Here is a 24,881-nt window from a genome sequence, read left to right on the forward strand (position 1 = left end):
ATCATAATGAATAACGCGCAGACACATTTAAAGATTGGTTACGTCTGGACTATCTGCCTGGTTGCGGCCTGCGGTGGTTTACTGTTTGGCTATGACTGGGTGGTGATCGGTGGGGCAAAACCCTTCTATGAAGCCTATTTCTCGATTACCGATCCGGCGCAATCCGGCTGGGCGATGAGTTCGGCTTTGGTCGGTTGTATCTTTGGCGCGCTGATTTCCGGATGGTGCGCCGATAAGTTTGGCCGAAAGATGCCGCTGATTCTCTCGGCGATCCTCTTTAGCGCTTCCGCCTGGGGAACTGCCGTCGCCAGTAATTTCGACATGTTTATTGTTTATCGCATCGTTGGAGGCGTGGGGATTGGTCTGGCGTCTGCGCTAAGCCCGTTGTATATCGCCGAGGTTAGTCCGGCTGAAAAGCGTGGGCGCTTTGTTGCCGTTAACCAGCTCACTATCGTGATTGGCGTACTGGCGGCGCAGCTTATCAACCTGATGATTGCCGAACCAGTAGCCTCAGGCGCTACGCAGCAGGCGATTGTGGAAAGCTGGAACGGTCAGACGGGCTGGCGTTGGATGTTTGGCGCTGAATTAGTGCCCGCGATAATTTTCCTGGTACTGATGTTCTTTGTACCTGAATCGCCGCGCTGGCTGGTGAAAGCAGGCAAAGCCGATCGTGCGCGTACCATGCTGCAGCGCATTGGTTCGGCGGAATATGCTGGTCAAACGCTGAAAGAGATTGAACATACGTTGCAAAAAGATAATCACAAGGTCGCGTGGTCAACGCTGTTACAACCGCAGATCAAACCGATCGTGATTATTGGAATGGTGCTGGCAGTGTTCCAGCAGTGGTGTGGGATCAACGTTATTTTCAACTATGCGCAGGAGATCTTCGCCTCTGCCGGATTCGACATCAACGGTACGTTAAAATCGATCGTGGCGACAGGGATCATCAATCTGGTCTTTACCCTTGCCGCTCTGCCGTTAGTAGACAAAATTGGTCGCCGTAAACTGATGTTGTTCGGGGCGTCAGGATTAACGGTTATCTATATGCTGATTGCCGGGGCGTACGGGTTGGGCATTATGGGTTGGCCGGTTCTGGTTCTGGTGCTGGCGGCGATCGCTATTTATGCCCTGACGCTGGCCCCGGTGACCTGGGTGCTGCTGTCTGAAATTTTCCCTAACCGCGTCCGCGGGCTGGCGATGTCGCTCGGTACGCTAGCGCTGTGGATTGCCTGCTTCCTGCTGACCTATACTTTCCCGCTGCTCAATGCGAGTCTGGGCGCGTCGGGAAGCTTCCTGTTGTACGGTGTGATTTGCGCGATGGGATTCATGTATGTTCTGCGTAATGTTCCGGAAACCAAAGGCGTGACGCTGGAAGCGCTGGAAGAGCAGCTGGCGGCGCAGCATACGAAAGTTGGCGCATCAGCCCAACAACGAAGCGCTCGCTAATGGATGGTCTGCTGATGCTACAAAACGCACATCTGCGGATGTGCGTAGATCCGCAGGGCGGTTCGCTATTAAGTCTGGTTTCGTTACAACATCAACAGGCAATTTTACGCGAAGGTCATGGTCAGCAGCCCGGTGATTGCGGCCTGTTCCCGATGCTGCCGGTCGCGAATCGGGTGGCGGGAAATCGTTTTATGCTGCGCGGTGAAGAGGTGGTGTTACCTCAACATGGCGCAGATGACACCTTTTTCCTGCACGGTGACGGCTGGCTGCAACGCTGGCAGGTTATCACCGTGACCCAAAGCGGTTGTTTGCTGCAGTTGCGCAGTTGGCATCCCTGTGGCTATGACTATACGGCGCAACTTTGCTATCAACTGGAAACCTCAAGCCTGCACGTCTCGTTGACGCTCACCCATTGCGGTGAACAGCCGATGATTTATGGCTGTGGGTTCCATCCGTTTTTCGCTTTTGATAAGCACAGCACGGCGCAATTCACCACCGGCGGCTACTGGCCGGAGGGGGAACAGCATCTGCCGCTGGAATGGCAACGTGAAATCCCTCCAGCGGCGGATTTCATGTACGCGCAATACGGCGAGGATAGCTGGCTGAACGTTGGATATTCTGGCTGGAGCGGGCGGGCCGTTATTCAGCGAGATGTGATGAAAGTCACGATTTTAGCGCAAACTCCATGGTTGATGCTGTTCAGAATGTCGGGTGAGGAGTTCTTGTGCCTGGAGCCGCAAACGCATCCGGTGAATGCCCACCACATGCAGGGGCAGCCGGGATTGCAGGTTTTAGCGCAGGGAGAACGCTGCCATTTTGCGATGCAGATTTGCGTCGAATAGGGCAAAATCATGTTATCTGCCTGTTAATGCTCTCTTGCGCCAGCCTGCGTTTGTCGCCAGACTATCGCCTCCAAACGGGAGGGATTCATGGCTTTGCATTCCACGCGCTGGCTGGCGCTCGGTTATTTCACCTACTTCTTTAGCTACGGTATTTTTCTGCCTTTCTGGAGCGTCTGGCTCGAAGGGCTGGGGCTGACGCCGGAAACCATCGGTTTACTGCTGGGCGCGGGGCTGATTGCCCGTTTTCTCGGCAGTTTGCTGATTGCGCCGCGTGTAAGCGATCCCTCTCGTCTGATCTCCGCTTTACGTATTCTGGCCCTGTTGACGCTGGTGTTTGCGCTGGCCTTCTGGGCGGGCACCAACGTGGCGTGGCTGATGGTGGTGATGGTCGGCTTTAACCTGTTTTTCTCGCCGCTGGTGCCGTTAACCGACGCGCTGGCCAACACCTGGCAAAAACAGATAACCATGGACTACGGTCGGGTAAGACTGTGGGGATCCGTTGCCTTTGTGATTGGCTCCGCGCTGACCGGCAAGCTGGTCAGCCTGTTTGACTATCGGGTGATCCTGGTCCTGCTGTCGCTTGGCGTCGCGTCGATGCTATTGGGGATGATGATCCGCCCGAGCGTGCAGCCAGCGGGGGAAAACCGTCAGCAGGAGAGCGCGGGATGGCCCGCCTGGCGCGTGTTGATAACCCAAAGCTGGCGTTTTCTGGCCTGCGTGAGTCTGTTGCAAGGTGCGCATGCCGCTTATTACGGTTTCAGCGCCATCTACTGGCAGTCTGCCGGATATTCCGCTTCGGCGGTGGGCTATTTGTGGTCATTAGGTGTGGTGGCGGAAGTGATTATTTTTGCGCTCAGTCACAAGCTATTCCGCCGCTTTAGCGCGCGCGATTTGCTGCTGCTTTCCGCCGTTTGCGGCGTGGCCCGTTGGGGGTTGATGGGCTGGAGCACTGAGCTACCGTGGCTGATTGTGGTGCAAATCCTCCATTGCGGAACCTTTACCGTCTGCCACCTGGCGGCAATGCGCTATATCGCGACGCGCCAGGGCAGCGAAGTGATACGTTTGCAGGCGGTGTATTCTGCGGTGGCGATGGGCGGCAGCATCGCCATCATGACCGTATTCGCAGGCTACCTGTACCAGAATCTGGGCAACGGCGTATTCTGGGTGATGGCGCTGGTGGCGCTACCGGCAATCTTTCTGCGCCCGAAGGTGGTGGCGCAGCCTGCAACGTTATGATTCGAGGATTTTGCGGATCTGCTGCTGCTGATGCGGCGTAAGTGCCAGATCCGCATGAATCAACGGCGGTGAAAACAGCGGCAGCGGCGTGGTATACGGCGTAATAATCAGCGTGACTCCGCGCGGCGAACCCTGTTTTTGAAAGTCCTGCATCGGCATATGTTTTACGTTGAGCGGCAGCAGCGTCAGTTCGCGCAGCTGTTGCTCAATATGCGCTTCAAGTTGTTCATTGTTGCCGGTCAGCAGGATAATCTGCTTCTCGTGCAAATCCTTCTCCTGCATCAGCCAGGCACCGAAAATAACGGCGACCAGCCCGATCTCTTCTTCTGAAAACTGCACATCGTACTCCGCTTCGAAGCCATGTATCGCCTCGCGGGTAGTACGAACCAGACGGGGATAAAGTCGGCTGAACTCCTCCGGCAGCGTGTTATCAATGCCAATGGCAAACACGCTGCGGTTAAGCGCCTGGGCAAGGTGAATATACAGCTGATCGTTCAGTCCTTGCTCATCGCTGAAGCGCACATTGCCATACTCGCGAAAACGCAGCACCAGCCGTGCAATAGCAAGGCGCAGGCGACGATCCTGCTGGTGGTTATCGCGCACTGGGTCGGGGATACGGAGCATTGAGAACAGCAACGCCATAAACAGCGATTCGCCCGGCGGCGCACTCTGCATGACGTGGCGCTGCCAGTGGCGGCCAATTTCCTCCGCGAGCGGATACTCTGCGCAGGATTGCGCCCAGCGTTGCTGGAGCGGATTAAATTCCGGGGTGACTCCCGCGTGATGCTGTAGCAGACAATACTGTAAATACAGGCGCAGGAACTGGATGTCACGGTACTCAAACGGCTTCTGCAAGCGCCGGGAGCACAGATTAATGAGCGCATGCAGATTGGTGTCGTCATACAGCGTACGCGCGATACCTTGTTGTTTCAGCGCCATTTTTAATGCGGGTGTGAAATGCTGGGCGATGAAAGTCGGGCAGATCCGCAGACCGCGGCGCAGCCACTGTAACAGACACAGGCGCTGATTTAGCGGGGTCCCTTCGATCGTATAGCCGCCATTCAGCGCGGTGGTAATCGCGAGTCGGTGATAGCGCTGGATTTCGAGTCCTGCGCCAATAATATCTTCCTCAACAGTGGCATCATCAACGCCATTGAGGCTACTGAAGGTTTGAGCTGTAGCGATTTGCCCTGGCAGGAAAAGCGTCAGCAGCACCTGGCAACGGCGCTGGGGAGCGGAAAGTACAGATGGTGGAGCAAGCGTTGACATCATCTGTAGGATCTCCCGTAAGTATGTTTGATAAGAATAGCTAAAGTTTGCTCATAGATTTGGAGAATGGAATGCTTTCCACCAGGAATGCTGGAGAGCGTCACAGAATTTTTAACGTGCGGAACAGATAGCAGGAGTGGAACGCAGCGCGTTAACTGGCTTTTTCACTGTTTTATCTTCTATTGAGACATAAAAAAACCCGCCTGAGGGTGACGGGTTGAGAAGACGAGTGGAAATGCGCGGTCTGTTGTTACTGCTCGCGGCTCAGCGTTAATCCCACATCACCGCCAGGATGTACAGACAATAGCGTCTCTTTTGAGTAACCGCTTTCGCTCATCAGACAGGCGCAGGCGGCGTCAAAGATAGCCAGGACCAGTAAAATTGAGGTGGTGGCCAACATGTTCAACGGGTCGGCCTCACGCTGGACGCCGGTGGAAATCACCAGCCTCGACGCTTTAGCAATGGCTGAGTCGGCGTTTTCAGTCACGCTCAGGATGGGCACATTTCTCGCAGCCAGCCCGGGCAGCAGTCGGGTGAGTTCATCCGAATTTCCCCCGCGTGATAGCATAATGACCAGGTCGTCGGCGCGTAAAAAACCGAGATCGCCATGCGCCGCATCCGTCGCGTTGAGGTAAATCGCCGGACGTTCCACGCAGGCGAGCATGTGCGCGACTTTACGCGCCGCAATACCGGATGTACCGACGCCAGTGACGACGATTTTCCCCTGGCAACCGCGCAGCTCCGCCATTAGCGACTGCCAGACCGGTTCAGTCAGATGCTGTCCCAGACCTGCGAGGGCATCGCTATAGAGCTGAAATACGCCGGTGGCCTGAGACCAGGAGTCACTCATGCGTCCTCCTGCATCAGTTGGCGGTATTTCATATGATCCTGATACATCTCGTGGAATACCCGATATTTGCGATCGTAGTACTGCTTAATGCGATTGGTCTGCGGGGTGACCGTTTTACCTATCCGGCTCATCGCCGACATCGCTTCCGGGAACGTGTCAAACACGCCTGCGGCGATAGTCCCCATCATCGCGCCGCCCAGCAGCATAGCTTCGCTCTCTTCAGGCAGCAGCATGGCGCAACCGGTGGCGTTGGCATGCTCCTGAACGAAGATCGGGTTTTTCGTCCCTCCGCCGCTGGCCATGATCGTATCGATGGTGTAGCCGCTTTGGTTCATCGTTTCAATGATATGGCGCGTTCCCAGCGCAATGGCCTGGATGGTTGCGAGGTACTGGAGCGCCATATCTTCCGGCGTGCGGGACAGCTTCAGTCCGGTGATTGCTCCCGTGAGCGTGGGGTTAGCGCGCGGTGAGCGGTTGCCGTGGAAATAGGGCAGGATGTGCATGTCACGGGTCAAAAAGGCGATATCTTCCGGCTCACCAGCCATTTTGCGCAGCAGCGCATTCAGCACTTCATAAATGGTTTGCCCCTGAGACTTAGCCTGCGTCAGCAGGGTTTCGTAACACGGGTGCGACTGAATAACGTGGTCGATTAACGCCCCGGTTGCTGACTGCCCGCCTTCATTGAGCCAGTATTCCGGCAGTACGGCTGAGTAGTAAGGGCCCCAGACGCCGCCGATAAAACGCGGCTCTTTGGAAATCGCCATGTGTCCGGTGGAGGTGCCACCAATTAGCGCGACACGACGGTCAAAATCCGCCACCTCGCCGGAAACTCCGCTTGCGCCGAGCGTACCGAGTGTGCCGGCGTGGGCATCGATTATCGAGACGCTGACCGCGGTCCCCGGAATCAGTCCCATTTCGCTGGCGGCGCGCGCGGACAGCCCGTGACCGAGAGGTTCGCCCATGGTTTTCACGTAGCGACCAATTTTGGCAGCATCATGTTCCAGCAGGTCTTCCAGCCCAATCTGGCGGAAGTAGCTGGCATCCCATTTGTCTTCATGGCCCATATAGGTCCATTTACACACTGTCGAACACAATGAGCGTGTGTCATCGCCTGTTGCGCGCCAGGTCAGAAAATCGGGCAGATCAAAGTAGTAACCCGCATTGGCCCAGGTATTGGGCATATGCTGCTTCAGCCACAGCAGCTTGGGCGTTTGCATTTCCGGGGAGATAATGCCGCCAACGTAGTCCAGCACCCGATGATGCAGGGCGTTAATGCGTTCAGCCTGGGTAATGGCGCGGTGATCCATCCACACAATGATGTTCTGTTCGCTGCGCCCGGACGGGCTGATGGTCAGCGGTTTACCTTCTTTATCCAGCACCACCAGTGAGCAGGTAGCGTCAAAGCCCAGACCTTTCACCTGGATTGGGTTGATATCTGACTGGTTAATCGCATCGCGAACCGCGTTACACACCGCCTGCCAGATGTTATCGGAAGACTGCTCAACAAAATCGGCCTGCGGGCGGTAAATCTCGATAGCCCGACTGGCCTGGCCGACCATTCTGCCGTTGAGATCAAACACGCCGGCACGGGCACTTCCGGTTCCGACATCCACACCAATAAAGTAACTTGCCATAATTTTTTCTCCTGAAATCAGGCTTTACGATTCTGTAATGCGATAAAGAGGATCAGCACCGCGCCCCACAGGGCCATCGTCAGATAGCTGCTCACTCCCAGCAAGTTAAGGCCGCTTTCCAGCATTTGCAGCACAATCAGCGCCAGTACCAGGCCGATAATGCGCCCGAAACCGCCATCCGGGTTGATGCCGCCGAGGACGGAGGCAAGGATGGTGACCAGCAGGTAGGACTCACCGTATCCGGCTTTTGCCGAGTTGAATTTCGCCATCATCAGAATGGCGGCGACCCAGCCGAGCAGGGCAGAAATCACGTACACGGAAATTTGTACCCGGACGGTATTTACGCCGCTGTAGCGGGTAGCCTGTTCATTGGAACCCACGAGATACAGACTGCGCCCAAGCGTGGTGTGCTCCAGCAGTACCCACAGCAGGATTGCCACCAGGAAAAAGAGCAGCAGCGCTACCGGAATACCGGCAATCGTGGCGTTACCAAGATATTGAATGGCGGTCGGGAAACCGGAAATCACTGTCCCATTGGAAAGCAGAATATTCAGCCCGGAGATAAGCGTCATCGTGCCGAGCGTGGCGAGAATCGGCGAAACCCCGACCCAGGCAATCAGCGCGCCGTTGAGCGTACCGATTGCGACCGCCACGGCAGCGCCTGCCAGCAGCGCCAGCACCAGAAACAGCGGGTTATCCGGATGGGTGACGATAATCGCCGCCATTACCAGCGAGCAGGCATTCGCTCCTGCAATTATCGACAGGTTTATGCCGCCGGTCAGCATGGTCATACCCATCCCGAGGGCCAGCATGCCAAGGATCGGCAGTTGCGAGCCAATCGACTGGAAGTTAGCGACGCTGAAAAAACGGCTGCCGAGCAGGGCCGAGAAGACCAGGGCGACGACCACAATAATGACGCATTGCAGACGAATGATGGCATCACCGGGTAAAAATCTGGCGATTGTTTTCATCTCAAAGCTCCCTTGCCAGTTTGCGTTTTTCGTTCCAGGCCGTGGCGCTAATGCTGACCAGGATAATGGCGCCGCTGAACACGGTGTGCCAGTAAGAGGAGACGCTGAGCAGCGTCAGGCCATTTTGTAAGAAGGCCAGCAGAACCACGCCGAGCAGGGTTCCGGTTAATGTGCCGCGTCCGCCGCTCATGCTGGTTCCGCCGAGCACGACCGCCGCCAGCACCGTCAACTCAAAGCCGAGCAGCGAATTGGGCGCAACTGACTGGGTGATTTGCGCCTGAACCACGGCGGCAACGCCTGCCAGAATACCCATGTAGCCATACACGTAGAAATGCAGCTTCAGCAGATTCAGTCCCAGACGCGAGGCCGCATCACGATTACCGCCCATGGCGTAAACCTGACGGCCAAGACGGGTATAGTTCATCAGCACGGCGGTAAAGATGATCACAGCCGCCAGGCACAGCAGGGGCAGTGTCAAGCCGTAGTCGTAGCCATCCGCCGCGGTGAACGAGAACCAATTGATGCCGTTCATAAACCAGTCCGGAAAGCCGTACAGCCAGGTGCCTTTGGTGGCGTACACCAGCACACCGTAGTAAACGTTCAACGTGGCGATGGTAATGATGATGGCCGGAACGCGCAGCCAGTAGACCAGGAAGCCATTAATAAGTCCCAGCAGCAGACCCACCGCAATCGCGATGATTAACGCCAACGCGAAGTTGCCGCCGTGGCCGATAACCCAACTGGCCATCGCATACTGGGCTATCGCGGTCATCGCCGGAAATGAGATGTCGATCCCACCGGAAATCAGCACCACAAACAGCCCGCAGGCAAGGATGCCGAGAATCGCATAGCTGGTAGCCACATCCGTCAGGTTCCCCAAAGACAAGAACTCATCGGTGCTGATGCTCAGCCCAACGGCAAGGGCCACAACCAGCAGGCCCAGCCAAAACTCATGTTGCCCGATTAAACGGGAGAGATGCATCTTATTCATTGATTACCTCGACCACTTCAGCAATCTCCTCTTCACGGCACTGATGAGGATTAAATTCCGCCACCAGCTTGCCGCGACGCATCACCAGCACGCGGTGGCTGTTGTAATACGCTTCCGGGATTTCATCGCAAATCATCAGCACCGCCATACCCTGTTCCGCCAGATCGCGGGCTATCTGGTAAATACCCTCTTTGTTGGCGATATCTACGCCTACGGTAGGGGAGTCGAGGATCAGGATGCGGGGATTAGTCGCCACCCATTTGGCAATGGCGATACGCTGGGCATTACCGCCGGAAAGGGTTTTAACCGGCAGGTGTGGATCGGACACTTTGATATTCAGCTCGCGGATCAAATCGGCGACCAGCTTTTGCGCTTTACGGTGATCGAGCAGGCCGCTGCCAGTATGCAGTTGATCAAACACCGTGACGATGGTGTTGTCGTAGATCGACTGCTCCATGATCAGCCCCTGCGTTAGGCGATCTTCTGAGACGTAGCCGATCCCATGTTTGATGGCATCATGGTTATTGCGAAGAGTGACCGGCTGGCCGTTAATGCGAATCTCACCGCTTTCTGGGTGCGTCATGCCAAACAGGCTCAGACAAAGTTCGGTGCGTCCGGCGCCCAGCAGGCCCACAATGGAGACAATCTCGCCGCCGTGCAGCGACAGATTAATGTTTTGGTATTTGCCTCTGCGGCTGAGGTTGCGCAGCTCCAGCAGGGGCTCTTGCTCAATAGCGGGTCTTTCCGGCAGCGGGCTATAGTGGAAGCGTTGTCCGGTCATCAGGAAAGCCAGCTCGTGGCTGTCGAGTTCGCTGGCAGGATAAGTGCCCACCAGTTTGCCGTCGCGCATCACGCTGATGCGGTCAGCCACTTCCATCACCTCATCCAGACGGTGGCTGACAAACACTACACAAATTCCGGCAGCTTTTAGTTCGTTAACGACCCGTAGCAGGCCATTAACCTCCTGACGGGTTAGTGAGGCGGTGGGCTCGTCCATAATCACCAGACGCGCGTCGGCGGCAATCGCCCGGCAAATGGCGACCAGTTGTCGGTCGGCAATCGAGAGTTTTTCAACCTTTTTATCGGGATCGATGTTCACACCGATGCGCTTCATGGCTGCCAGCGCCTGCTGCTTCATGGCGCCACGACGTACCCAGATATCGCCACCGGGCAGATAGCGGTTGACCGCGATATTCTCCGCGACGCTAAAGTTAGGGAACAACGACAGGTCCTGATAAATAACCTGAATGCCATAATGGGAAGAGAGCTGCGGCGTCAGGTGATGGAACAATTTGCCATCGAGTAAAATCTGCGCGCCTTTTTCCGGATGATAAACTCCGGAGATCACTTTAATAATGGTACTTTTACCACAGCCGTTTTGACCCGCCAGACAGTGAACTTCGCCTTTTCTCAGCGTCAGATTCACGTTATCCAGCGCCAGCACGCCCGGGAATTGTTTGCTGATATTCTCAAGAGTGATAAATGCGGTGGTGTCTGCCATGGACAATACCCCTGCGAGCGCCCGGATGGACGCTGAGTGTTAGTTTGGTTGATAGCGCCGGCCAGACGGCCGGCGTTAAGGTTCCCTGGTGTTGGCTAAAGCCTTAGAAACCAAGTGATTGTGCGTTGTCTTTGGTGACTTCGAGGATCTTGTTAAAGCGGATCACTTTCTTCTCCGTGTCGATATCGGCTTTCCCTAAACCATCGATACTCAGGTCGGCGTTAACTTCTTTGCCCTGCAACAGCTGATCGGCAACCGTTACCAGCGCGTAACCCGCGTCTTTTGGATCCCACAGCAGCGCTTTTTTGATATCACCGCGCATCAGGTAAGGTGCAGCCTGTGCTGGCATTGCAATCCCGACAACGGCGATTTTATCTTTGGCGCGTTTTTTCTGCACAGCCTGACCCGCCCCGATTGGACCCAGCGAGCCGAAACCGATAATGCCTTTCATCTGCGGATAGGTTTTCATCAGGTCCAGCGTCGTGGCGTAGGATTTATCGATGCTTTCCGCGACCGGCAGACGTGAAGTGACCTCAAACATTTCCGGATATTTTTCTTTCTGGTACTTAATTGCATAATCCGCCCACGCGTTATGCAGCGGCACCGTCAGTGAACCGACATAGATGGCGTAACCCCCTTTGCCGCCCATGTTTTTTGCTAACTCATCGACGTTGGCCTGCGCGTATTTTTCACTATCGATGGTTTCGATATCCCATTGGCCAATTTGCTCATCCGGGGATTCGTGCGTCAGAACGACAATGCCTTTATCGCGCGCTTTTTTCAGTACTGGCTCAAGGACCTTGGCATCATTCGGTACCACGATGATGGCGTTGACGTTTTTGGCGATCAGATCTTCAATCACTTTGACCTGCTGTGCCGGATCCGGCGTGGAAGGCCCGGTCTGGTAAGCATTCACATCCAGTTTTTTTGCTGCTTCATTAACACCGGTTTCCATCCGGTTAAACCACGGAATCCCGGTGACTTTGGCAACCACAGCAATTTCATATTTTTCCGCCGCAAAGGACGTGCCGGACAACATGCATGCAGAAACCAGGGTTGCACTGAGTAATGCGAGTTTGAATTTCATAGTTGTACCTTTCGTAGGGGGCAGGACATGTCACGGCGTGAAGTTAACAACGAATGGAAGAGGGAATGAATTACAAGTTTGGTGAATGTGATCGATGCCCATTATTGTAATTTTATGGAAAATAAGCGGTTAAATATTAGTTAAATTTGCACGGAAATACACTCAGGGATTTAAATTTAGTGTTAACAAAACATTAAAATGAAACCATAAATTAACAAATTGTTATCATTTTACTTAAGTTGTGGCGACGAAAAGGTATTTGGGAGGATGTTGCTGAAGAAGAAATTGTTGAAATTGAGAACTGAATCGATACCGGAAAAGGGGGCTCAACATTTTTTCGTTCAATGGTATCCTCAGCACACTTTCGCCAAACACGGCATCATTATTTGTGGCGGTGTAGATTTTTCTCGTGGAGAACTCATGCAAGGCGTTAAACGTATCATTATGACGTTGTTTCTCGCGATCCTGCCCTTTGGCGCAGGTGCGCATCCCCACAGCTTTATCCATTTGAAAACCGAGATAGTGAGCGAGAATGACCAGTTCGTCGCGCTAAAAATGCGCTGGACGATGGATGAAATCACCTCGGCAGATCTGCTTTACGATGCGGGAAATGCCAAACCTGGTGATGAGATCTGGAAAAAACTGGCGGCAGAAGTGATGGCCAACGTCCTCGGGCAGCACTATTTCACCGAAGTGTGGCACGACGGGAAAAAGGTAAAGTTTAAAAACAGGCCGACGGAATATGGCATGGAGCGTGAAGAACATCAGGCAGTGCTGACGTTCGTGTTGCCGCTGGCGGAAGCTCAGCCGCTGAGCGGTCAAAAATATACTATTTCAACCTTCGACCCCACCTACTACGTTGATATGAGCTATGACAAAGACAGCGATGCCAGGCTGGCGCAGGCCATAAGTCAGCAATGCCGTATTTCAGTACATACGCCGACGCCGAATGAACAAATGCTGAGCTTTGCGCAGTCGCTGGATAAAGAAGACGCACCGCCGGAGGATATGGAATTGGGTAAACAGTTTGCACAGACGGTGACGCTGCAATGTCCGTAGTTTATCAACAACGCGCCGCCAGACGCCGCTGGCTGACACTATGGCCGCTGGCGGTGTTTTTACTGCTGGCTGCAGTCGGCATACTGTGGCTATGGCAGGCCTGGCCGCAGGTGATGATGAAAAGTGTCGTCTGGCAGCGCGACGTTAACCAGCAGATGAGCGGTTTGCTGAAAGCCGTTGCCGCCAATCCGGCCCAGGCCGGGGGATCGCTGCTGCTGTTTAGTTTTCTCTATGGCGTGCTGCATGCGTTGGGACCAGGACATGGAAAAGTCGTCATTACCACCTGGCTGGCAACGCATCCCTCGAAGCTGAGATCGAGTATTGGCCTGACGCTGGCCTCATCTTTATTACAGGGACTGGTCGCCATCGGGCTGGTGGTTGTGGTGCTCACCATTTTGCAGTTGCCTGCACGACGGCTACATATGAGTAGTTTCTGGCTGGAGAAAGGGAGTTATGCGCTGGTTGGCGTGTTGGGCGTTTTATTGTGCGTCCGTGCGCTGAAGAAATTGCGCCAGTTACTGCGTCGCCCGAAATTTATCGCCTTCACGCCGCACCATGTGCATCACGAGGGATGTGGCTGTGGGCATCAGCATTTGCCTGATCCTGAACAGCTGCAAAGCGGTGATGACTGGCGCGCCCGGCTGATGATCGTTTTGTCTATGGGAATGCGGCCATGCTCCGGGGCAATTATGGTTTTACTGTTTAGCAAAGTGGTTGGCGTTTTTAGCTGGGGCATGGCGTCGGCGCTGGCGATGGCGGCAGGAACCTCTTTGACCATTACGTCACTGGCTTTGCTGGTACACAGTTTCCGCTCGCTGGCGGTGAGACTTAGCGGACATAAAGCGCCGGTGCTGTGGCGACAGATTGGCTGGACGACGCTGGCATTAGCCGGTGGTGCGGTGCTGATTGCTGCTGCGGTAGTGATGTGGGGGAGCGCGGTGCCGATGGGGCGAGGGATTAGACCGTTTTAATCAAAGCCGGATGGCGGCTTCGCCTTATCCGGCCTGTATCAACACGTGGCCCGGTAAGCATGACACCACCGGGCTGTACTGAATTAACGCTTCAGCGCGTCGCTCAGTTCGTCACGCATGTTAGCCAGCATGGCTTTCACTACGCGCGGATTACCTGCAACGATGTTGCCAGTCGCCATGTAGTTATGACCGCCGGTGAAGTCGCAAACCAGTGCGCCTGCTTCACGAGCAATCAGCTCACCTGCGGCGAAATCCCATGGTTTCAGACCGATTTCGAAGTAACCGTCAACGCGTGCAGCGGCAACGTAAGCCAGATCCAGCGCAGCAGAACCAGTGCGGCGGAAGTCAGCGCACTCGGTAAACATCTTGCCAAGAATTTTCATGTAAGACGTGGCGTGCTGTTTCGCTTTGAACGGGAAACCGGTGGCGATGATGGTGCCGTCCAGATCGCGTGCAGTGCTGCCACGCAGACGGTAGCCGTTCAGCTGTGCGCCCTGGCCGCGGGTTGCGGTGAACAGTTCGTTACGCATTGGATCGTAAACAACGGCGACTTCAGTACGGCCTTTAATGCGTACTGCGATGGAAACCGCGAAGTGCGGCAGACGTTTTACGAAGTTGGTGGTGCCATCCAGTGGATCGATAACCCATTGAACATCCTGATCTTCACCAACATGCTCACCGCTTTCTTCGGTGATGATGGTGTGCTGTGGGTAAGATTTGCGAATTGTTTCGATAATAATCGCTTCGGCGGCTTTATCGACGTTAGTCACGAAATCATTGCTGCCTTTCTGGCTGGTTTCTACAGAGTCTGGCGTTTCGTAGTGTTTGGCAATTACATTACCCGCCTTGCGCGCTGCGCGCACGGCGATGGTCAGCATCGGATGCATCGGTCTCTCTCACTGGATGTTAAAGAACGGGAAAACGGCGCAGAGTATAGCAGCGAGTTCGGAATATGTCTTCGTTTTATGATAATATGCCCGAATAATCTTTAGCCGAAGAAATACAATGCTGCAAAATATTCGAATCGTGCTGGTGGAAACCTCTCACACTGGCAACATGGGCTCTGTGGCCCGCGCAATGAAAACCATGGGTTTAACTAATCTGTGGCTGGTAAATCCACTGGTTAAACCGGACTCCCAGGCCATCGCCCTGGCGGCAGGTGCCAGCGATGTGATCGGCAGCGCGCAGATCGTCGATACTCTCGATGAAGCGCTGGCGGGTTGCAGCCTGGTGGTGGGTACCAGCGCGCGCTCCCGTACGCTGCCGTGGCCAATGCTGGATCCGCGTGAATGCGGTTTAAAAAGCGTCTCTGAAGCAACGAACTCGCCGGTGGCGCTGGTGTTTGGACGTGAACGCGTTGGCCTGACCAACGAAGAGCTGCAGAAGTGCCATTATCATGTCGCCATTGCCGCGAACCCGGAATACAGCTCGCTCAACCTGGCGATGGCGGTGCAGGTCATCTCTTATGAAGTTCGCATGGCCTGGCTGGCAACGCAGGAAAGCGACAAGACCGCAGAATACGAAGAAGCTGAGTATCCGCTGGTCGATGATTTAGAGCGTTTTTACGGTCATCTGGAACAAACGCTGCTGTCGACCGGGTTTATCCGCGAAGGACATCCGGGGCAGGTGATGAACAAGCTGCGCCGTCTGTTCACTCGTGCGCGTCCTGAGAGCCAGGAGCTGAACATTTTGCGCGGAATTTTAGCTTCTATAGAGCAGCAGAATAAAGGCAAGTAAGCGTCTTGATGCCGGATGGCTGCACGATTTCCAGGCCGGATTAGCGAAGCGCCATCCAGTAAGTGAAAATGGCACTGAAGGTTAAATACCTGACTAAATTAGTCAAGTAAATAGTTGACTGATTTAGTCGGGAATGTCAGACTTGCCCCTGCTATGCAATACCCCCATTTTACAATAAAAAACCCCGGGCAGGGGCGAGTTTGAGGCTAAGTAAGACATGAGACTGACATCAAAAGGGCGTTATGCCGTGACCGCAATGTTGGACGTTGCGCTCAACTCCGAAACGGGCCCGGTACCGTTGGCTGATATTTCTGAACGTCAGGGAATTTCCCTGTCATATCTGGAGCAGCTGTTTTCCCGTTTGCGTAAAAACGGTCTGGTTTCCAGCGTACGTGGACCAGGCGGCGGGTATCTGCTGGGTAAAGATGCCGGCAGCATCGCAGTAGGTGAAGTGATTAGCGCTGTTGACGAGTCTGTAGACGCGACCCGTTGCCAGGGCAAAGGCGGTTGTCAGGGCGGCGATAAATGCCTGACTCACGCGCTGTGGCGCGATCTGAGCGATCGTCTGACCGGTTTCCTCAACAACATTACGTTGGGCGAACTGGTGAATAATCAGGAAGTCCTGGATGTGTCTGGTCGCCAGCACACACATGACGCTCCACGCAGCACTCGCACGCAAGACGCTATCGACGTCAAACTGCGTGCCTAATAAAAATTACGCAATATCTTCTGGTTGCATCAAGGCAGCCAGAAAGATGAAGCGTAAAAAGTATTTCAGAATCAGGCCGGGGTGCCAGACGCCCCGTTAACTCGGTCGTACATCCAGCCGGTTGCCTGGTTCCTTGCATTGAAGCGATGTACGGAGTTTATAGAGCAATGAAATTACCGATCTATCTCGACTACTCCGCAACCACGCCGGTGGACCCGCGTGTTGCCGAGAAAATGATGCAGTGTCTGACCCTGGACGGAAACTTTGGTAACCCAGCTTCCCGTTCACACCGTTTCGGCTGGCAAGCTGAAGAGGCGGTAGATATCGCCCGCAATCAGATCGCTGATCTGGTCGGTGCCGATCCGCGTGAAATCGTCTTTACTTCCGGTGCGACGGAATCCGATAACCTGGCGATTAAAGGTGCAGCCAACTTTTACCAGAAAAAAGGCAAGCACATCATCACCAGCAAAACCGAACACAAAGCCGTGCTGGACACCTGCCGTCAGCTGGAGCGCGAAGGGTTTGAAGTGACCTACCTCGCCCCGCAGCGTAATGGCATTATCGACCTGAAAGAACTTGAAGCGGCAATGCGTGACGACACCATTCTGGTCTCCATCATGCACGTTAACAACGAAATCGGCGTGGTACAGGATATCGCAACCATCGGCGAAATGTGCCGTGCCCGCGGTATCATCTATCACGTTGATGCGACTCAGAGCGTGGGCAAACTGCCTATCGATCTGAGCCAACTGAAAGTTGACCTGATGTCCTTCTCCGGCCACAAAATTTATGGCCCGAAAGGTATCGGCGCGCTGTACGTTCGTCGTAAACCGCGTATTCGTATTGAAGCGCAGATGCACGGCGGCGGTCACGAGCGCGGCATGCGTTCCGGTACGCTGCCTGTGCACCAAATCGTTGGGATGGGTGAAGCTTACCGTATCGCCAAAGAAGAGATGGAAACCGAGATGGCGCGCCTGCGCAGTCTGCGTAACCGTCTGTGGAACGGCGTGAAAGATATGGAAGAGGTGTACCTCAATGGTGACCTCGAGCAGGGCGCACCGAACATTCTCAACGTTAGCTTCAACTTTGTTGAAGGCGAGTCGCTGATTATGGCGCTGAAAGACCTGGCTGTGTCCTCCGGTTCTGCATGTACCTCTGCAAGCCTGGAGCCATCCTACGTGCTGCGCGCGCTGGGGATGACCGACGAGCTGGCACATAGCTCAATTCGTTTCTCTTTAGGTCGTTTCACTACCGAAGAAGAGATTGACTACGCCATCAATCTGGTTCGCAACTCCATTGGCCGCCTGCGCGACCTTTCTCCGCTGTGGGAAATGTTCAAACAGGGCGTGGATCTGAACAGTATTGAATGGTCTCATCACTAATTCGGCGCACATAAGGAGAATTCAACATGGCTTACAGCGAAAAAGTAATCGATCATTACGAGAATCCACGTAACGTGGGCTCTTTTGACAACAGCGACGAGAACGTGGGCAGCGGCATGGTGGGTGCACCGGCCTGTGGCGACGTGATGAAGTTGCAGATCAAAGTCAACAATGAGGGTATCATTGAAGACGCGCGTTTCAAGACTTACGGCTGCGGTTCCGCTATTGCCTCCAGCTCTCTGGTTACCGAATGGGTAAAAGGGAAATCTCTGGACGAAGCACAGGCGATCAAAAATACCGATATCGCCGACGAGCTTGAACTGCCACCAGTGAAAATTCACTGCTCTATTCTGGCTGAAGACGCGATTAAAGCCGCGATTGCGGATTACAAAAGCAAACGTGAAGCAAAATAATTAAGAGTTGAGGTTTTATTATGTCGATTACCTTAAGCGACAGTGCAGCAGCGCGTGTAAATACCTTCCTGGCAAACCGCGGTAAAGGGTTTGGTCTGCGTCTGGGCGTGAGAACCTCCGGCTGCTCAGGTATGGCTTATGTACTGGAATTTGTTGACGAGCCGGCGGCTGAAGATACCGTGTTTGAAGACAAAGGCGTAAAAGTCGTGATCGACGGTAAGAGCCTGCAATTCCTCGACGGTACGCAGTTAGACTTCGTCAAAGAAGGTCTGAACGAAGGGTTTAAGTTCACTAACCCGAACGTGAAAGACGAATGTGGATGCGGCGAAAGCTTCCACGTGTAACGCGCTTACTGATAACCCCACCGTGGTCGCCTGCGCGTGGGGTTTGTTTTACCTGACTCTCTGGTTTTGCCTCATCGAACAACAGAGAATCGATGCCCTGAGAATGTTATGGACTACTTCACCCTCTTTGGCTTACCGGCCCGTTATCAGCTCGATACTCAGGCGCTGAGCCTACGTTTTCAGGATCTGCAACGTCAGTATCATCCTGATAAATTCGCCAGCGGTTCTCAGGCGGAACAACTTACTGCGGTTTCGCAGTCCGCCACTATCAACCAGGCCTGGCAAACGCTGCGTCATCCTTTGATGCGCGCCGAATACTTGTTGTCTTTACACGGCTTTGATATCCGCAGCGAGCAGCACACGGTGCGCGATACCGCGTTTCTGATGGAACAACTGGAGCTGCGTGAAGAGCTGGACGAGATTGAACAGGCAAAAGACAATCAACGGCTGGATGCGTTTATGCAACGCGTCAGCGAAATGTACAACGTTCGCCATCAACTGATGGTGGAACAGCTGGATAGCGAGACGTGGGACGCAGCGGCAGATACCGTGCGTAAGCTGCGTTTTCTCGATAAACTGCGAAGCAGTGCAGAACAACTCGAAGAAAAACTGCTCGATTTTTAATTTCCGGAAGCGAAAATGGCCTTATTACAAATTAGTGAGCCTGGTCTGAGCGCCGCGCCGCACCAGCGTCGTCTGGCGGTCGGTATCGATTTAGGCACCACCAACTCCCTGGTTGCGACCGTACGCAGCGGCCAGGCCGAAACGCTGGCAGATCATGAAGGTCGCCACCTGTTGCCGTCAGTGGTTCACTATCAGCAGCAGGGCTACTCGGTCGGTTACGATGCCCGCGCCAATGCTGCGCTGGATACGGCAAACACCGTCAGCTCGGTAAAACGCATGATGGGCCGCTCTCTGGCGGATATCCAGGCGCGTTACCCACATCTGCCTTATTCATTCCAGGCGAGCGAAAACGGCCTGCCGATGATTGAAACCGCTGCCGGTTTGCTTAATCCGGTGCGCGTATCCGCTGACATTCTGAAAGCGCTGGCCGCGCGGGCAACCGAATCGTTGTCCGGCGAACTGGATGGCGTAGTGATCACCGTTCCGGCTTACTTTGACGATGCACAGCGTCAGGGGACGAAAGACGCCGCGCGTCTGGCGGGCCTGCACGTATTGCGTCTGCTGAACGAACCGACCGCTGCGGCGATCGCTTATGGCCTGGATTCCGGTCAGGAAGGCGTGATCGCGGTCTATGACCTTGGCGGCGGTACTTTTGATATTTCTATTCTGCGCCTGAGTCGCGGCGTGTTTGAAGTGCTGGCGACCGGTGGTGATTCCGCGCTTGGCGGCGACGATTTTGACCATCTGCTGGCCGATTACATTCGCGAGCAGGCGGGCGTTGCCGATCGCAGCGATAACCGCGTACAGCGCGAACTGCTGGATGCCGCGATTGCAGCGAAAATCGCACTCAGCGACGCCGATTCTGTGACGGTTAACGTGGCAGGATGGCAGGGTGAAATCACCCGTGAAACCTTTAATGAACTCATTTCCGCACTGGTTAAACGTACGCTGCTAGCCTGCCGCCGTGCGCTGAAAGATGCGGGCGTTGAGCCGCAGGATGTGCTGGAAGTGGTAATGGTCGGTGGTTCAACGCGCGTGCCGCTGGTACGTGAACGCGTCGGTGAATTCTTTGGCCGTACGCCGCTGACCTCTATCGACCCGGACAAAGTGGTCGCTATCGGTGCGGCAATCCAGGCGGATATTCTGGTCGGGAATAAACCGGACAGCGAAATGCTGCTGCTGGATGTTATCCCGCTGTCTCTGGGACTGGAAACCATGGGCGGTCTGGTGGAGAAAGTGATCCCGCGTAACACCACTATCCCGGTGGCGCGTGCGCAGGACTTCACCACGTTTAAAGATGGCCAAACCGCGATGTCCATTCACGTGATGCAAGGCGAGCGTGAGCTGGTGCAAGACTGTCGTTCACTGGCGCGTTTTGCGCTGCGCGGTATCCCGGCGTTGCCGGCAGGCGGCGCGCATATCCGCGTGACCTTCCAGGTCGATGCTGATGGGCTGCTGAGCGTCACCGCTATGGAGAAATCCACCGGCGTTGAGTCCTCGATTCAGGTCAAACCGTCCTACGGTCTGACCGACAGTGAAATCGCCTCCATGATTCAGGATTCGATGAGTTTTGCCGAGCAGGACGTTAAAGCTCGTATGCTGGCAGAACAGAAAGTCGAAGCGGCACGCGTACTGGAGAGTTTATCCGGTGCGCTGAACGCTGATGCCGCGCTGTTAAGCGCCGCAGAACGTCAGGCTATCGACACCGCCGCCGCGCACTTGAGCGAGGTAGCACAGGGTGACGATGTTGACGCGATAGAACAAGCCATTAAAAACGTAGACAAACAAACCCAGGAATTCGCCGCTCGCCGTATGGACAAATCCGTCCGTAGCGCGCTGAAAGGCCATTCCGTGGACGAGGTTTAATATGCCAAAGATTGTTATTTTGCCTCATCAGGATCTCTGTCCCGATGGCGCAGTTCTGGAAGCTGAGACCGGCGAAACCATTCTCGACGTTGCCCTGCGTAACGGTATCGAGATTGAACACGCCTGTGAAAAATCCTGTGCCTGCACGACCTGCCACTGCATCGTACGTGAAGGTTTTGATTCTTTGCCGGAAAGCACAGAAGAAGAAGACGACATGCTGGATAAAGCCTGGGGACTGGAGCCGGAGAGCCGTTTAAGCTGTCAGGCACGGGTAACCGAGGACGATTTAGTGGTCGAAATCCCACGTTACACAATCAATCATGCACGTGAGCATTAACAGAGGGTAGTATGGGACTGAAGTGGACCGATAGCCGCGAAATCGGCGAGGCGCTGTACGACGCGTTCCCCGATCTCGATCCCAAGACCGTTCGTTTCACCGATCTGCACCAATGGATCTGTGACCTGGAAGAGTTCGATGATGATCCACAGGCATCGAACGAAAAAATCCTTGAGGCCATTTTACTGGTCTGGCTGGACGAAGCCGAATAAGTCAACGGGCTGCCCACGGGTGGCCCGTTTTCCTGTATGCGCGAAATAAGGATAAATAAAATGACAGAAGCCATGAAAATTACGCTTTCCACGCAACCCGCTGACGCTCGCTGGGGTGAAAAGGCGACATACAGCATTAATAATGACGGTATTACCCTGCACCTGAACGGAAAAGATGATCTCAGCCTTATCCAGCGCGCCGCGCGTAAAATTGACGGCCTGGGTATTAAACATGTCCAACTGGATGGTGAAGGCTGGGATACCGAACGTAGCTGGGCGTTCTGGCAGGGTTACAAAGGACCAAAAGGCACCCGCAAAGTTGAGTGGGCCGCTCTGGACGAGGCGCAGCGCAAAGAGCTGGATAACCGTCTGAAGATTATTGACTGGGTGCGCGATACCATTAACGCACCTGCAGAAGAGCTGGGCCCGGAACAGCTGGCGCAACGCGCGGTAGACCTGCTGTGCGGCGTGGCCTGCGACAACGTCTCGTACCGTATCACCAAAGGTGAAGATCTGCGCGAGCAGAACTACATGGGGCTGCATACCGTGGGTCGAGGCTCTGAACGCCCGCCGGTGCTGCTGGCGCTGGATTACAACCCGACTGGCGACAAAGAAGCTCCAGTTTATGCCTGCCTGGTTGGCAAGGGAATTACCTTTGACTCTGGCGGATACAGTATCAAGCAAAGCGCATTTATGGACTCAATGAAGTCCGATATGGGCGGTGCGGCAACGGTCACCGGCGCGCTGGCGTTTGCCATCACCCGTGGCCTGAACAAGCGTGTGAAGCTGTATCTGTGCTGCGCGGATAACCTGATCAGCGGCAACGCCTTTAAGCTTGGCGATATCATTCACTATCGCAACGGTAAAAAAGTTGAAGTGATGAATACCGATGCTGAAGGGCGTCTGGTACTGGCCGATGGCCTGATCGATGCCAGCGCGCAAAAACCTGAATTGATCATTGATGCTGCCACGCTGACCGGCGCGGCGAAAACCGCACTGGGCAACGATTACCACGCGCTGTTTAGCTTTGATGACCAACTGGCCGCGCGTTTGTTGGCAAGTGCGGCGCAAGAAAACGAGCCGTTCTGGCGTTTGCCGTTGGCAGAGTTCCACCGTAGCCAACTGCCGTCAAATTTTGCCGAGCTGAACAATACCGGCAGTGCGGCCTACCCAGCGGGTGCAAGCACCGCGGCGGGCTTCCTGTCCCATTTCGTGGAAAATTACCAGCAAGGCTGGCTGCACATCGATTGCTCTGCAACCTATCGCAAAGCGCCGGTTGAGCAGTGGTCTGCGGGCGCAACTGGTCTGGGTGTGCGCACCATCGCGAATCTGCTGACCGCATAATTCATGACTGTATTGCCGGATGGCGCTACGCTTATCCGGCTTACATGTATTCATCCAATTTGTGATACTTATGTCCGAAACAAAAAATGAATTAGAAACGTTGCTGGAGCAAGCAGCGACAGAGCCTGCGCATCGTCCGGCATTTTTCCGTACTTTACTGGAATCCACCGTCTGGGTGCCGGGTACTGCCGCAGAAGGCGAGGCGGTAGTAGAAGACAGCGCCCTCGACCTTCAACACTGGGAAAAAGAAGACGGCACGACCGTGATCCCGTTCTTCACCTCCCTGAAAGCCCTGCAACAGGCGGTTGAAGATGAGCAAGCATTTGTCGTTATGCCGGTGCGTACGCTATTTGAAATGACGCTTGGCGAAACGCTCTTTCTCAACGCTAAACTGCCGACCGGCAAAGAGTTTATGCCGCGTGAAATCAGCCTGCTGATGGGGGAAGAGGGTAATCCGCTAAGCACCCAGGAAGTACTGGAAGGTGGTGAATCGCTGCTCCTTTCTGAAGTCGCTGAACCTCCGGCGCAGATGATTGACTCACTGACCACGCTGTTTAAAACCATTAAGCCGGTAAAACGCGCATTTCTCTGCTCAATCAAAGAAAGTGCTGAAGCCCAGCCGAATCTGCTGATTGGTATCGAAGCTGAAGGTGATATTGAAGAGATCATCCATGCTGCGGGTAGCGTCGCAACCGATACGTTGCCGGGTGATGAACCCATTGATATCTGCCAGGTGAAGAAAGGTGAGAAGGGCGTGAGTCACTTTATCACTGAGCACATCGCACCGTTCTACGAACGCCGCTGGGGCGGTTTCCTGCGCGACTTCAAACAGAACCGGATTATCTGAGTGAAGGAAAGCCGCCACGAAGGATTATACCTCGCGCACTGAATAATTTTGCCGCTAACTCAGTTGGCTTTTTCTCCCTCAAAAGGGAGTATTAGTGCGCTACGATGAGCCTGCTTTGCTAAAGCAGCACAGCCTGCTGGAAAGGCCGAGAACCGGACCGGTACAAAAAAACCGCTCATTGAGCGGTTTTTTTGTGGGTGAAAAAGATGAGTAAATCAGATTTTATTGAGTCTCAGCCGGTTCTACCGGTAAATCGTTACGCGCGCCCCATTCGCTCCATGCGCCGTCATACAATGCGACGTTAGAAACGCCCAGCGTGGCTAGCGCCAGCACAACCACCGCCGCCGTAACGCCTGAGCCGCAGCTGGCGATAATGGGACGGTCAAAGCTTACGCCGTGGCTGAAGAAAATAGCATCCAGTTCGTCGGTAGTTTTCAGTTCACCGTCACGAACCAGCTCTGTCCACGGTACGTTAAGCGCACCAGGCACATGGCCACGCTTGAGGCCCGGACGCGGCTCGTCAACTTCGGCATTAAAACGCGCAGCCGGTCGGGCATCGACGATCTGCGCCGTTTTTTCATGACTGGCCAGCAGTACGTCGGTAACGCGCACAACCGCTTCAGGCGTAAATGCCACGTTAAATTCACCTTCCGGTAAATCCTCATTTCCTTCTTGGAGCATTAGCTCATCGCGCTGCCAGCCAGCCAGACCGCCCGCCAGAATGGAGACATTCTCGACACCAAATGTCCGCAGCATCCACCATGCGCGTGGCGCGGAAAACAGGTTGCCGTCATCGTAGACAACCAGGTGTTTATCCTGATGAACGCCCAATTCGCGCATCGCTACGGCAAAGGCTTCCGGTCGCGGCATCATATGCGGTAGCGGTGACGTATGGTCGGAAAGCGCTTCAATATCAAAAAAGACTGCGCCAGGAATATGGCCCGCGCGATACTCCTCGCCAACATCGCGATCTTCCTGTCCTGGAGGTGCCATCCGGGCATCAAGAATTTGTATTTCCGGATCGTCAATGTGTTCGGCAAGCCAGTCGGCAGCGACAAAAAAGGCGGTGGTCATAGGCATCTCCATTTTTACCAGGTATTGGCAAATTGTCGGATGTTTAGTGCAATGCGACAAGTAAAAGAGGCTGATTTGTCAGGCGAATCCACATTAATCACGAAAAATAGGACAACGTAGAACAGTTACTGGCTT

General features: G+C 54.5%; 25 protein-coding genes. 16 read left to right on the plus strand and 9 right to left on the minus strand.

Annotated features, from left to right (window positions below; genetic code table 11):
• Positions 1–6: 6 nt before the first annotated feature.
• From HV237_RS06810 to HV237_RS06820, 3 genes are all read left to right on the plus strand, one after another.
• Positions 7–1,446 (plus strand): sugar porter family MFS transporter, encoded by a 1,440-nt coding sequence (locus tag HV237_RS06810; protein WP_046275225.1) that lies wholly within the window; start codon positions 7–9, stop codon positions 1,444–1,446.
• Positions 1,446–2,288 (plus strand): aldose 1-epimerase, encoded by an 843-nt coding sequence (locus HV237_RS06815; protein ID WP_046275224.1) that lies wholly within the window; start codon positions 1,446–1,448, stop codon positions 2,286–2,288. The genes HV237_RS06810 and HV237_RS06815 overlap by 1 nt, the downstream gene beginning before the upstream one ends.
• A gap of 87 nt (positions 2,289–2,375) precedes the next feature.
• Positions 2,376–3,524 carry a 3-phenylpropionate MFS transporter gene (locus HV237_RS06820; RefSeq protein ID WP_016154017.1) on the plus strand — a complete coding sequence of 383 codons (1,149 nt, stop codon included), beginning with the start codon at positions 2,376–2,378 and terminating at the stop codon, positions 3,522–3,524.
• On the opposite strand, the gene csiE is transcribed toward HV237_RS06820, so the two are convergent.
• The 7 genes from csiE to HV237_RS06855 all read right to left on the minus strand — a co-directional run bounded on the left by csiE (position 3,519) and on the right by HV237_RS06855 (position 11,827).
• A complete protein-coding gene (csiE, locus tag HV237_RS06825; RefSeq protein ID WP_047358249.1) occupies positions 3,519–4,796 on the minus strand; it encodes a stationary phase inducible protein CsiE in 1,278 nt (425 codons plus the stop codon). The two genes, HV237_RS06820 and csiE, sit on opposite strands and share 6 nt — an antisense overlap.
• Positions 4,797–5,043: 247 nt before the next feature.
• Entirely contained in the window at positions 5,044–5,643 is a 600-nt protein-coding gene (locus HV237_RS06830; RefSeq protein ID WP_047358248.1) for an SIS domain-containing protein, read from the minus strand.
• Entirely contained in the window at positions 5,640–7,277 is a 1,638-nt protein-coding gene (locus HV237_RS06835; RefSeq protein ID WP_003847100.1) for an FGGY-family carbohydrate kinase, read from the minus strand. Before HV237_RS06835 ends, HV237_RS06830 begins: the two co-directional genes overlap by 4 nt.
• Before the next feature lie 17 nt (positions 7,278–7,294).
• Positions 7,295–8,248: an ABC transporter permease gene (locus HV237_RS06840; protein ID WP_003037658.1), complete on the minus strand. Its 954-nt coding sequence runs from the start codon at positions 8,246–8,248 to the stop codon at positions 7,295–7,297.
• 1 nt (position 8,249) lies between these two features.
• Entirely contained in the window at positions 8,250–9,239 is a 990-nt protein-coding gene (locus tag HV237_RS06845) for an ABC transporter permease (protein ID WP_047358246.1), read from the minus strand.
• A complete protein-coding gene (locus HV237_RS06850; RefSeq protein ID WP_047358245.1) occupies positions 9,232–10,740 on the minus strand; it encodes a sugar ABC transporter ATP-binding protein in 1,509 nt (502 codons plus the stop codon). The genes HV237_RS06845 and HV237_RS06850 overlap by 8 nt, the downstream gene beginning before the upstream one ends.
• Before the next feature lie 103 nt (positions 10,741–10,843).
• Positions 10,844–11,827 (minus strand): autoinducer 2 ABC transporter substrate-binding protein, encoded by a 984-nt coding sequence (locus HV237_RS06855; protein ID WP_003037665.1) that lies wholly within the window; start codon positions 11,825–11,827, stop codon positions 10,844–10,846.
• 420 nt (positions 11,828–12,247) lie between these two features.
• On the opposite strand from HV237_RS06855, the gene HV237_RS06860 reads away from it, so the two are divergent.
• Both HV237_RS06860 and HV237_RS06865 read left to right on the plus strand, forming a co-directional pair.
• Positions 12,248–12,886 (plus strand): DUF1007 family protein, encoded by a 639-nt coding sequence (locus HV237_RS06860; RefSeq protein ID WP_047358244.1) that lies wholly within the window; start codon positions 12,248–12,250, stop codon positions 12,884–12,886.
• On the plus strand, positions 12,877–13,857 hold the full coding sequence (locus HV237_RS06865) for a nickel/cobalt transporter (protein WP_047358243.1): 981 nt from the start codon (positions 12,877–12,879) through the stop codon (positions 13,855–13,857). The genes HV237_RS06860 and HV237_RS06865 overlap by 10 nt, the downstream gene beginning before the upstream one ends.
• An 83-nt stretch (positions 13,858–13,940) precedes the next feature.
• On the opposite strand, the gene suhB is transcribed toward HV237_RS06865, so the two are convergent.
• On the minus strand, positions 13,941–14,744 hold the full coding sequence (suhB, locus tag HV237_RS06870) for an inositol-1-monophosphatase (RefSeq protein WP_016157140.1): 804 nt from the start codon (positions 14,742–14,744) through the stop codon (positions 13,941–13,943).
• Between the two features lie 118 nt (positions 14,745–14,862).
• Between suhB and trmJ the strand changes: the two genes are divergently transcribed.
• The 11 genes from trmJ (at position 14,863) to sseB (ending at position 23,672) form a co-directional block, all read left to right on the plus strand.
• Entirely contained in the window at positions 14,863–15,594 is a 732-nt protein-coding gene (trmJ, locus tag HV237_RS06875; protein ID WP_016157139.1) for a tRNA (cytosine(32)/uridine(32)-2'-O)-methyltransferase TrmJ, read from the plus strand.
• Positions 15,595–15,811: 217 nt separating this feature from the next.
• Positions 15,812–16,303 carry a Fe-S cluster assembly transcriptional regulator IscR gene (gene iscR / locus HV237_RS06880; protein WP_005120405.1) on the plus strand — a complete coding sequence of 164 codons (492 nt, stop codon included), beginning with the start codon at positions 15,812–15,814 and terminating at the stop codon, positions 16,301–16,303.
• A 167-nt stretch (positions 16,304–16,470) separates the two neighbouring features.
• Positions 16,471–17,685 carry a cysteine desulfurase gene (gene iscS, locus HV237_RS06885; RefSeq protein WP_003835233.1) on the plus strand — a complete coding sequence of 405 codons (1,215 nt, stop codon included), beginning with the start codon at positions 16,471–16,473 and terminating at the stop codon, positions 17,683–17,685.
• Between the two features lie 26 nt (positions 17,686–17,711).
• Complete coding sequence (iscU, locus tag HV237_RS06890) at positions 17,712–18,098, plus strand: Fe-S cluster assembly scaffold IscU (RefSeq protein ID WP_002913991.1); 387 nt, start codon at positions 17,712–17,714, stop codon at positions 18,096–18,098.
• Between the two features lie 20 nt (positions 18,099–18,118).
• Positions 18,119–18,442, plus strand: coding sequence for an iron-sulfur cluster assembly protein IscA (gene iscA / locus HV237_RS06895; RefSeq protein WP_003835203.1), 324 nt, complete (start codon positions 18,119–18,121; stop codon positions 18,440–18,442).
• Positions 18,443–18,550: 108 nt separating this feature from the next.
• On the plus strand, positions 18,551–19,066 hold the full coding sequence (hscB, locus tag HV237_RS06900; RefSeq protein ID WP_047358242.1) for a co-chaperone HscB: 516 nt from the start codon (positions 18,551–18,553) through the stop codon (positions 19,064–19,066).
• A gap of 15 nt (positions 19,067–19,081) precedes the next feature.
• Complete coding sequence (hscA, locus tag HV237_RS06905) at positions 19,082–20,932, plus strand: Fe-S protein assembly chaperone HscA (RefSeq protein ID WP_016157138.1); 1,851 nt, start codon at positions 19,082–19,084, stop codon at positions 20,930–20,932.
• A 1-nt stretch (position 20,933) separates the two neighbouring features.
• Positions 20,934–21,269 (plus strand): ISC system 2Fe-2S type ferredoxin, encoded by a 336-nt coding sequence (gene fdx, locus HV237_RS06910; RefSeq protein WP_003037690.1) that lies wholly within the window; start codon positions 20,934–20,936, stop codon positions 21,267–21,269.
• An 11-nt stretch (positions 21,270–21,280) separates the two neighbouring features.
• Positions 21,281–21,481, plus strand: a complete 201-nt coding sequence (gene iscX / locus HV237_RS06915) for a Fe-S cluster assembly protein IscX (protein WP_003037694.1) — start codon at positions 21,281–21,283, stop codon at positions 21,479–21,481.
• Positions 21,482–21,541: 60 nt separating this feature from the next.
• Complete coding sequence (gene pepB / locus HV237_RS06920; protein ID WP_016157137.1) at positions 21,542–22,825, plus strand: aminopeptidase PepB; 1,284 nt, start codon at positions 21,542–21,544, stop codon at positions 22,823–22,825.
• Positions 22,826–22,895: 70 nt separating this feature from the next.
• Entirely contained in the window at positions 22,896–23,672 is a 777-nt protein-coding gene (gene sseB, locus HV237_RS06925; protein ID WP_047358241.1) for an enhanced serine sensitivity protein SseB, read from the plus strand.
• 222 nt (positions 23,673–23,894) lie between these two features.
• Here sseB and sseA read toward each other — a convergent pair whose 3' ends face one another.
• A complete protein-coding gene (gene sseA / locus HV237_RS06930; RefSeq protein ID WP_047358240.1) occupies positions 23,895–24,746 on the minus strand; it encodes a 3-mercaptopyruvate sulfurtransferase in 852 nt (283 codons plus the stop codon).
• Positions 24,747–24,881 lie beyond the last annotated feature (135 nt).

This window comes from Citrobacter sp. RHBSTW-00570 (genome assembly GCF_013739755.1).
In the GTDB taxonomy this organism is placed as follows: Bacteria; Pseudomonadota; Gammaproteobacteria; order Enterobacterales; family Enterobacteriaceae; genus Citrobacter; species Citrobacter braakii.

Excerpts from the sequence above, each read along its gene's own strand:
- HV237_RS06810 (WP_046275225.1), top strand. The coding sequence starts at position 7 with ATGAATAACGCGCAGACACATTTAAAGATTGGTTACGTCTGGACTATC.
- HV237_RS06815 (WP_046275224.1), top strand. The coding sequence starts at position 1,446 with ATGGATGGTCTGCTGATGCTACAAAACGCACATCTGCGGATGTGCGTA.
- HV237_RS06820 (WP_016154017.1), top strand. The coding sequence starts at position 2,376 with ATGGCTTTGCATTCCACGCGCTGGCTGGCGCTCGGTTATTTCACCTAC.
- csiE (WP_047358249.1), bottom strand. The coding sequence starts at position 4,796 with ATGATGTCAACGCTTGCTCCACCATCTGTACTTTCCGCTCCCCAGCGC.
- HV237_RS06830 (WP_047358248.1), bottom strand. The coding sequence starts at position 5,643 with ATGAGTGACTCCTGGTCTCAGGCCACCGGCGTATTTCAGCTCTATAGC.
- HV237_RS06835 (WP_003847100.1), bottom strand. The coding sequence starts at position 7,277 with ATGGCAAGTTACTTTATTGGTGTGGATGTCGGAACCGGAAGTGCCCGT.
- HV237_RS06840 (WP_003037658.1), bottom strand. The coding sequence starts at position 8,248 with ATGAAAACAATCGCCAGATTTTTACCCGGTGATGCCATCATTCGTCTG.
- HV237_RS06845 (WP_047358246.1), bottom strand. The coding sequence starts at position 9,239 with ATGAATAAGATGCATCTCTCCCGTTTAATCGGGCAACATGAGTTTTGG.
- HV237_RS06850 (WP_047358245.1), bottom strand. The coding sequence starts at position 10,740 with ATGGCAGACACCACCGCATTTATCACTCTTGAGAATATCAGCAAACAA.
- HV237_RS06855 (WP_003037665.1), bottom strand. The coding sequence starts at position 11,827 with ATGAAATTCAAACTCGCATTACTCAGTGCAACCCTGGTTTCTGCATGC.
- HV237_RS06860 (WP_047358244.1), top strand. The coding sequence starts at position 12,248 with ATGCAAGGCGTTAAACGTATCATTATGACGTTGTTTCTCGCGATCCTG.
- HV237_RS06865 (WP_047358243.1), top strand. The coding sequence starts at position 12,877 with ATGTCCGTAGTTTATCAACAACGCGCCGCCAGACGCCGCTGGCTGACA.
- suhB (WP_016157140.1), bottom strand. The coding sequence starts at position 14,744 with ATGCATCCGATGCTGACCATCGCCGTGCGCGCAGCGCGCAAGGCGGGT.
- trmJ (WP_016157139.1), top strand. The coding sequence starts at position 14,863 with ATGCTGCAAAATATTCGAATCGTGCTGGTGGAAACCTCTCACACTGGC.
- iscR (WP_005120405.1), top strand. The coding sequence starts at position 15,812 with ATGAGACTGACATCAAAAGGGCGTTATGCCGTGACCGCAATGTTGGAC.
- iscS (WP_003835233.1), top strand. The coding sequence starts at position 16,471 with ATGAAATTACCGATCTATCTCGACTACTCCGCAACCACGCCGGTGGAC.
- iscU (WP_002913991.1), top strand. The coding sequence starts at position 17,712 with ATGGCTTACAGCGAAAAAGTAATCGATCATTACGAGAATCCACGTAAC.
- iscA (WP_003835203.1), top strand. The coding sequence starts at position 18,119 with ATGTCGATTACCTTAAGCGACAGTGCAGCAGCGCGTGTAAATACCTTC.
- hscB (WP_047358242.1), top strand. The coding sequence starts at position 18,551 with ATGGACTACTTCACCCTCTTTGGCTTACCGGCCCGTTATCAGCTCGAT.
- hscA (WP_016157138.1), top strand. The coding sequence starts at position 19,082 with ATGGCCTTATTACAAATTAGTGAGCCTGGTCTGAGCGCCGCGCCGCAC.
- fdx (WP_003037690.1), top strand. The coding sequence starts at position 20,934 with ATGCCAAAGATTGTTATTTTGCCTCATCAGGATCTCTGTCCCGATGGC.
- iscX (WP_003037694.1), top strand. The coding sequence starts at position 21,281 with ATGGGACTGAAGTGGACCGATAGCCGCGAAATCGGCGAGGCGCTGTAC.
- pepB (WP_016157137.1), top strand. The coding sequence starts at position 21,542 with ATGACAGAAGCCATGAAAATTACGCTTTCCACGCAACCCGCTGACGCT.
- sseB (WP_047358241.1), top strand. The coding sequence starts at position 22,896 with ATGTCCGAAACAAAAAATGAATTAGAAACGTTGCTGGAGCAAGCAGCG.
- sseA (WP_047358240.1), bottom strand. The coding sequence starts at position 24,746 with ATGACCACCGCCTTTTTTGTCGCTGCCGACTGGCTTGCCGAACACATT.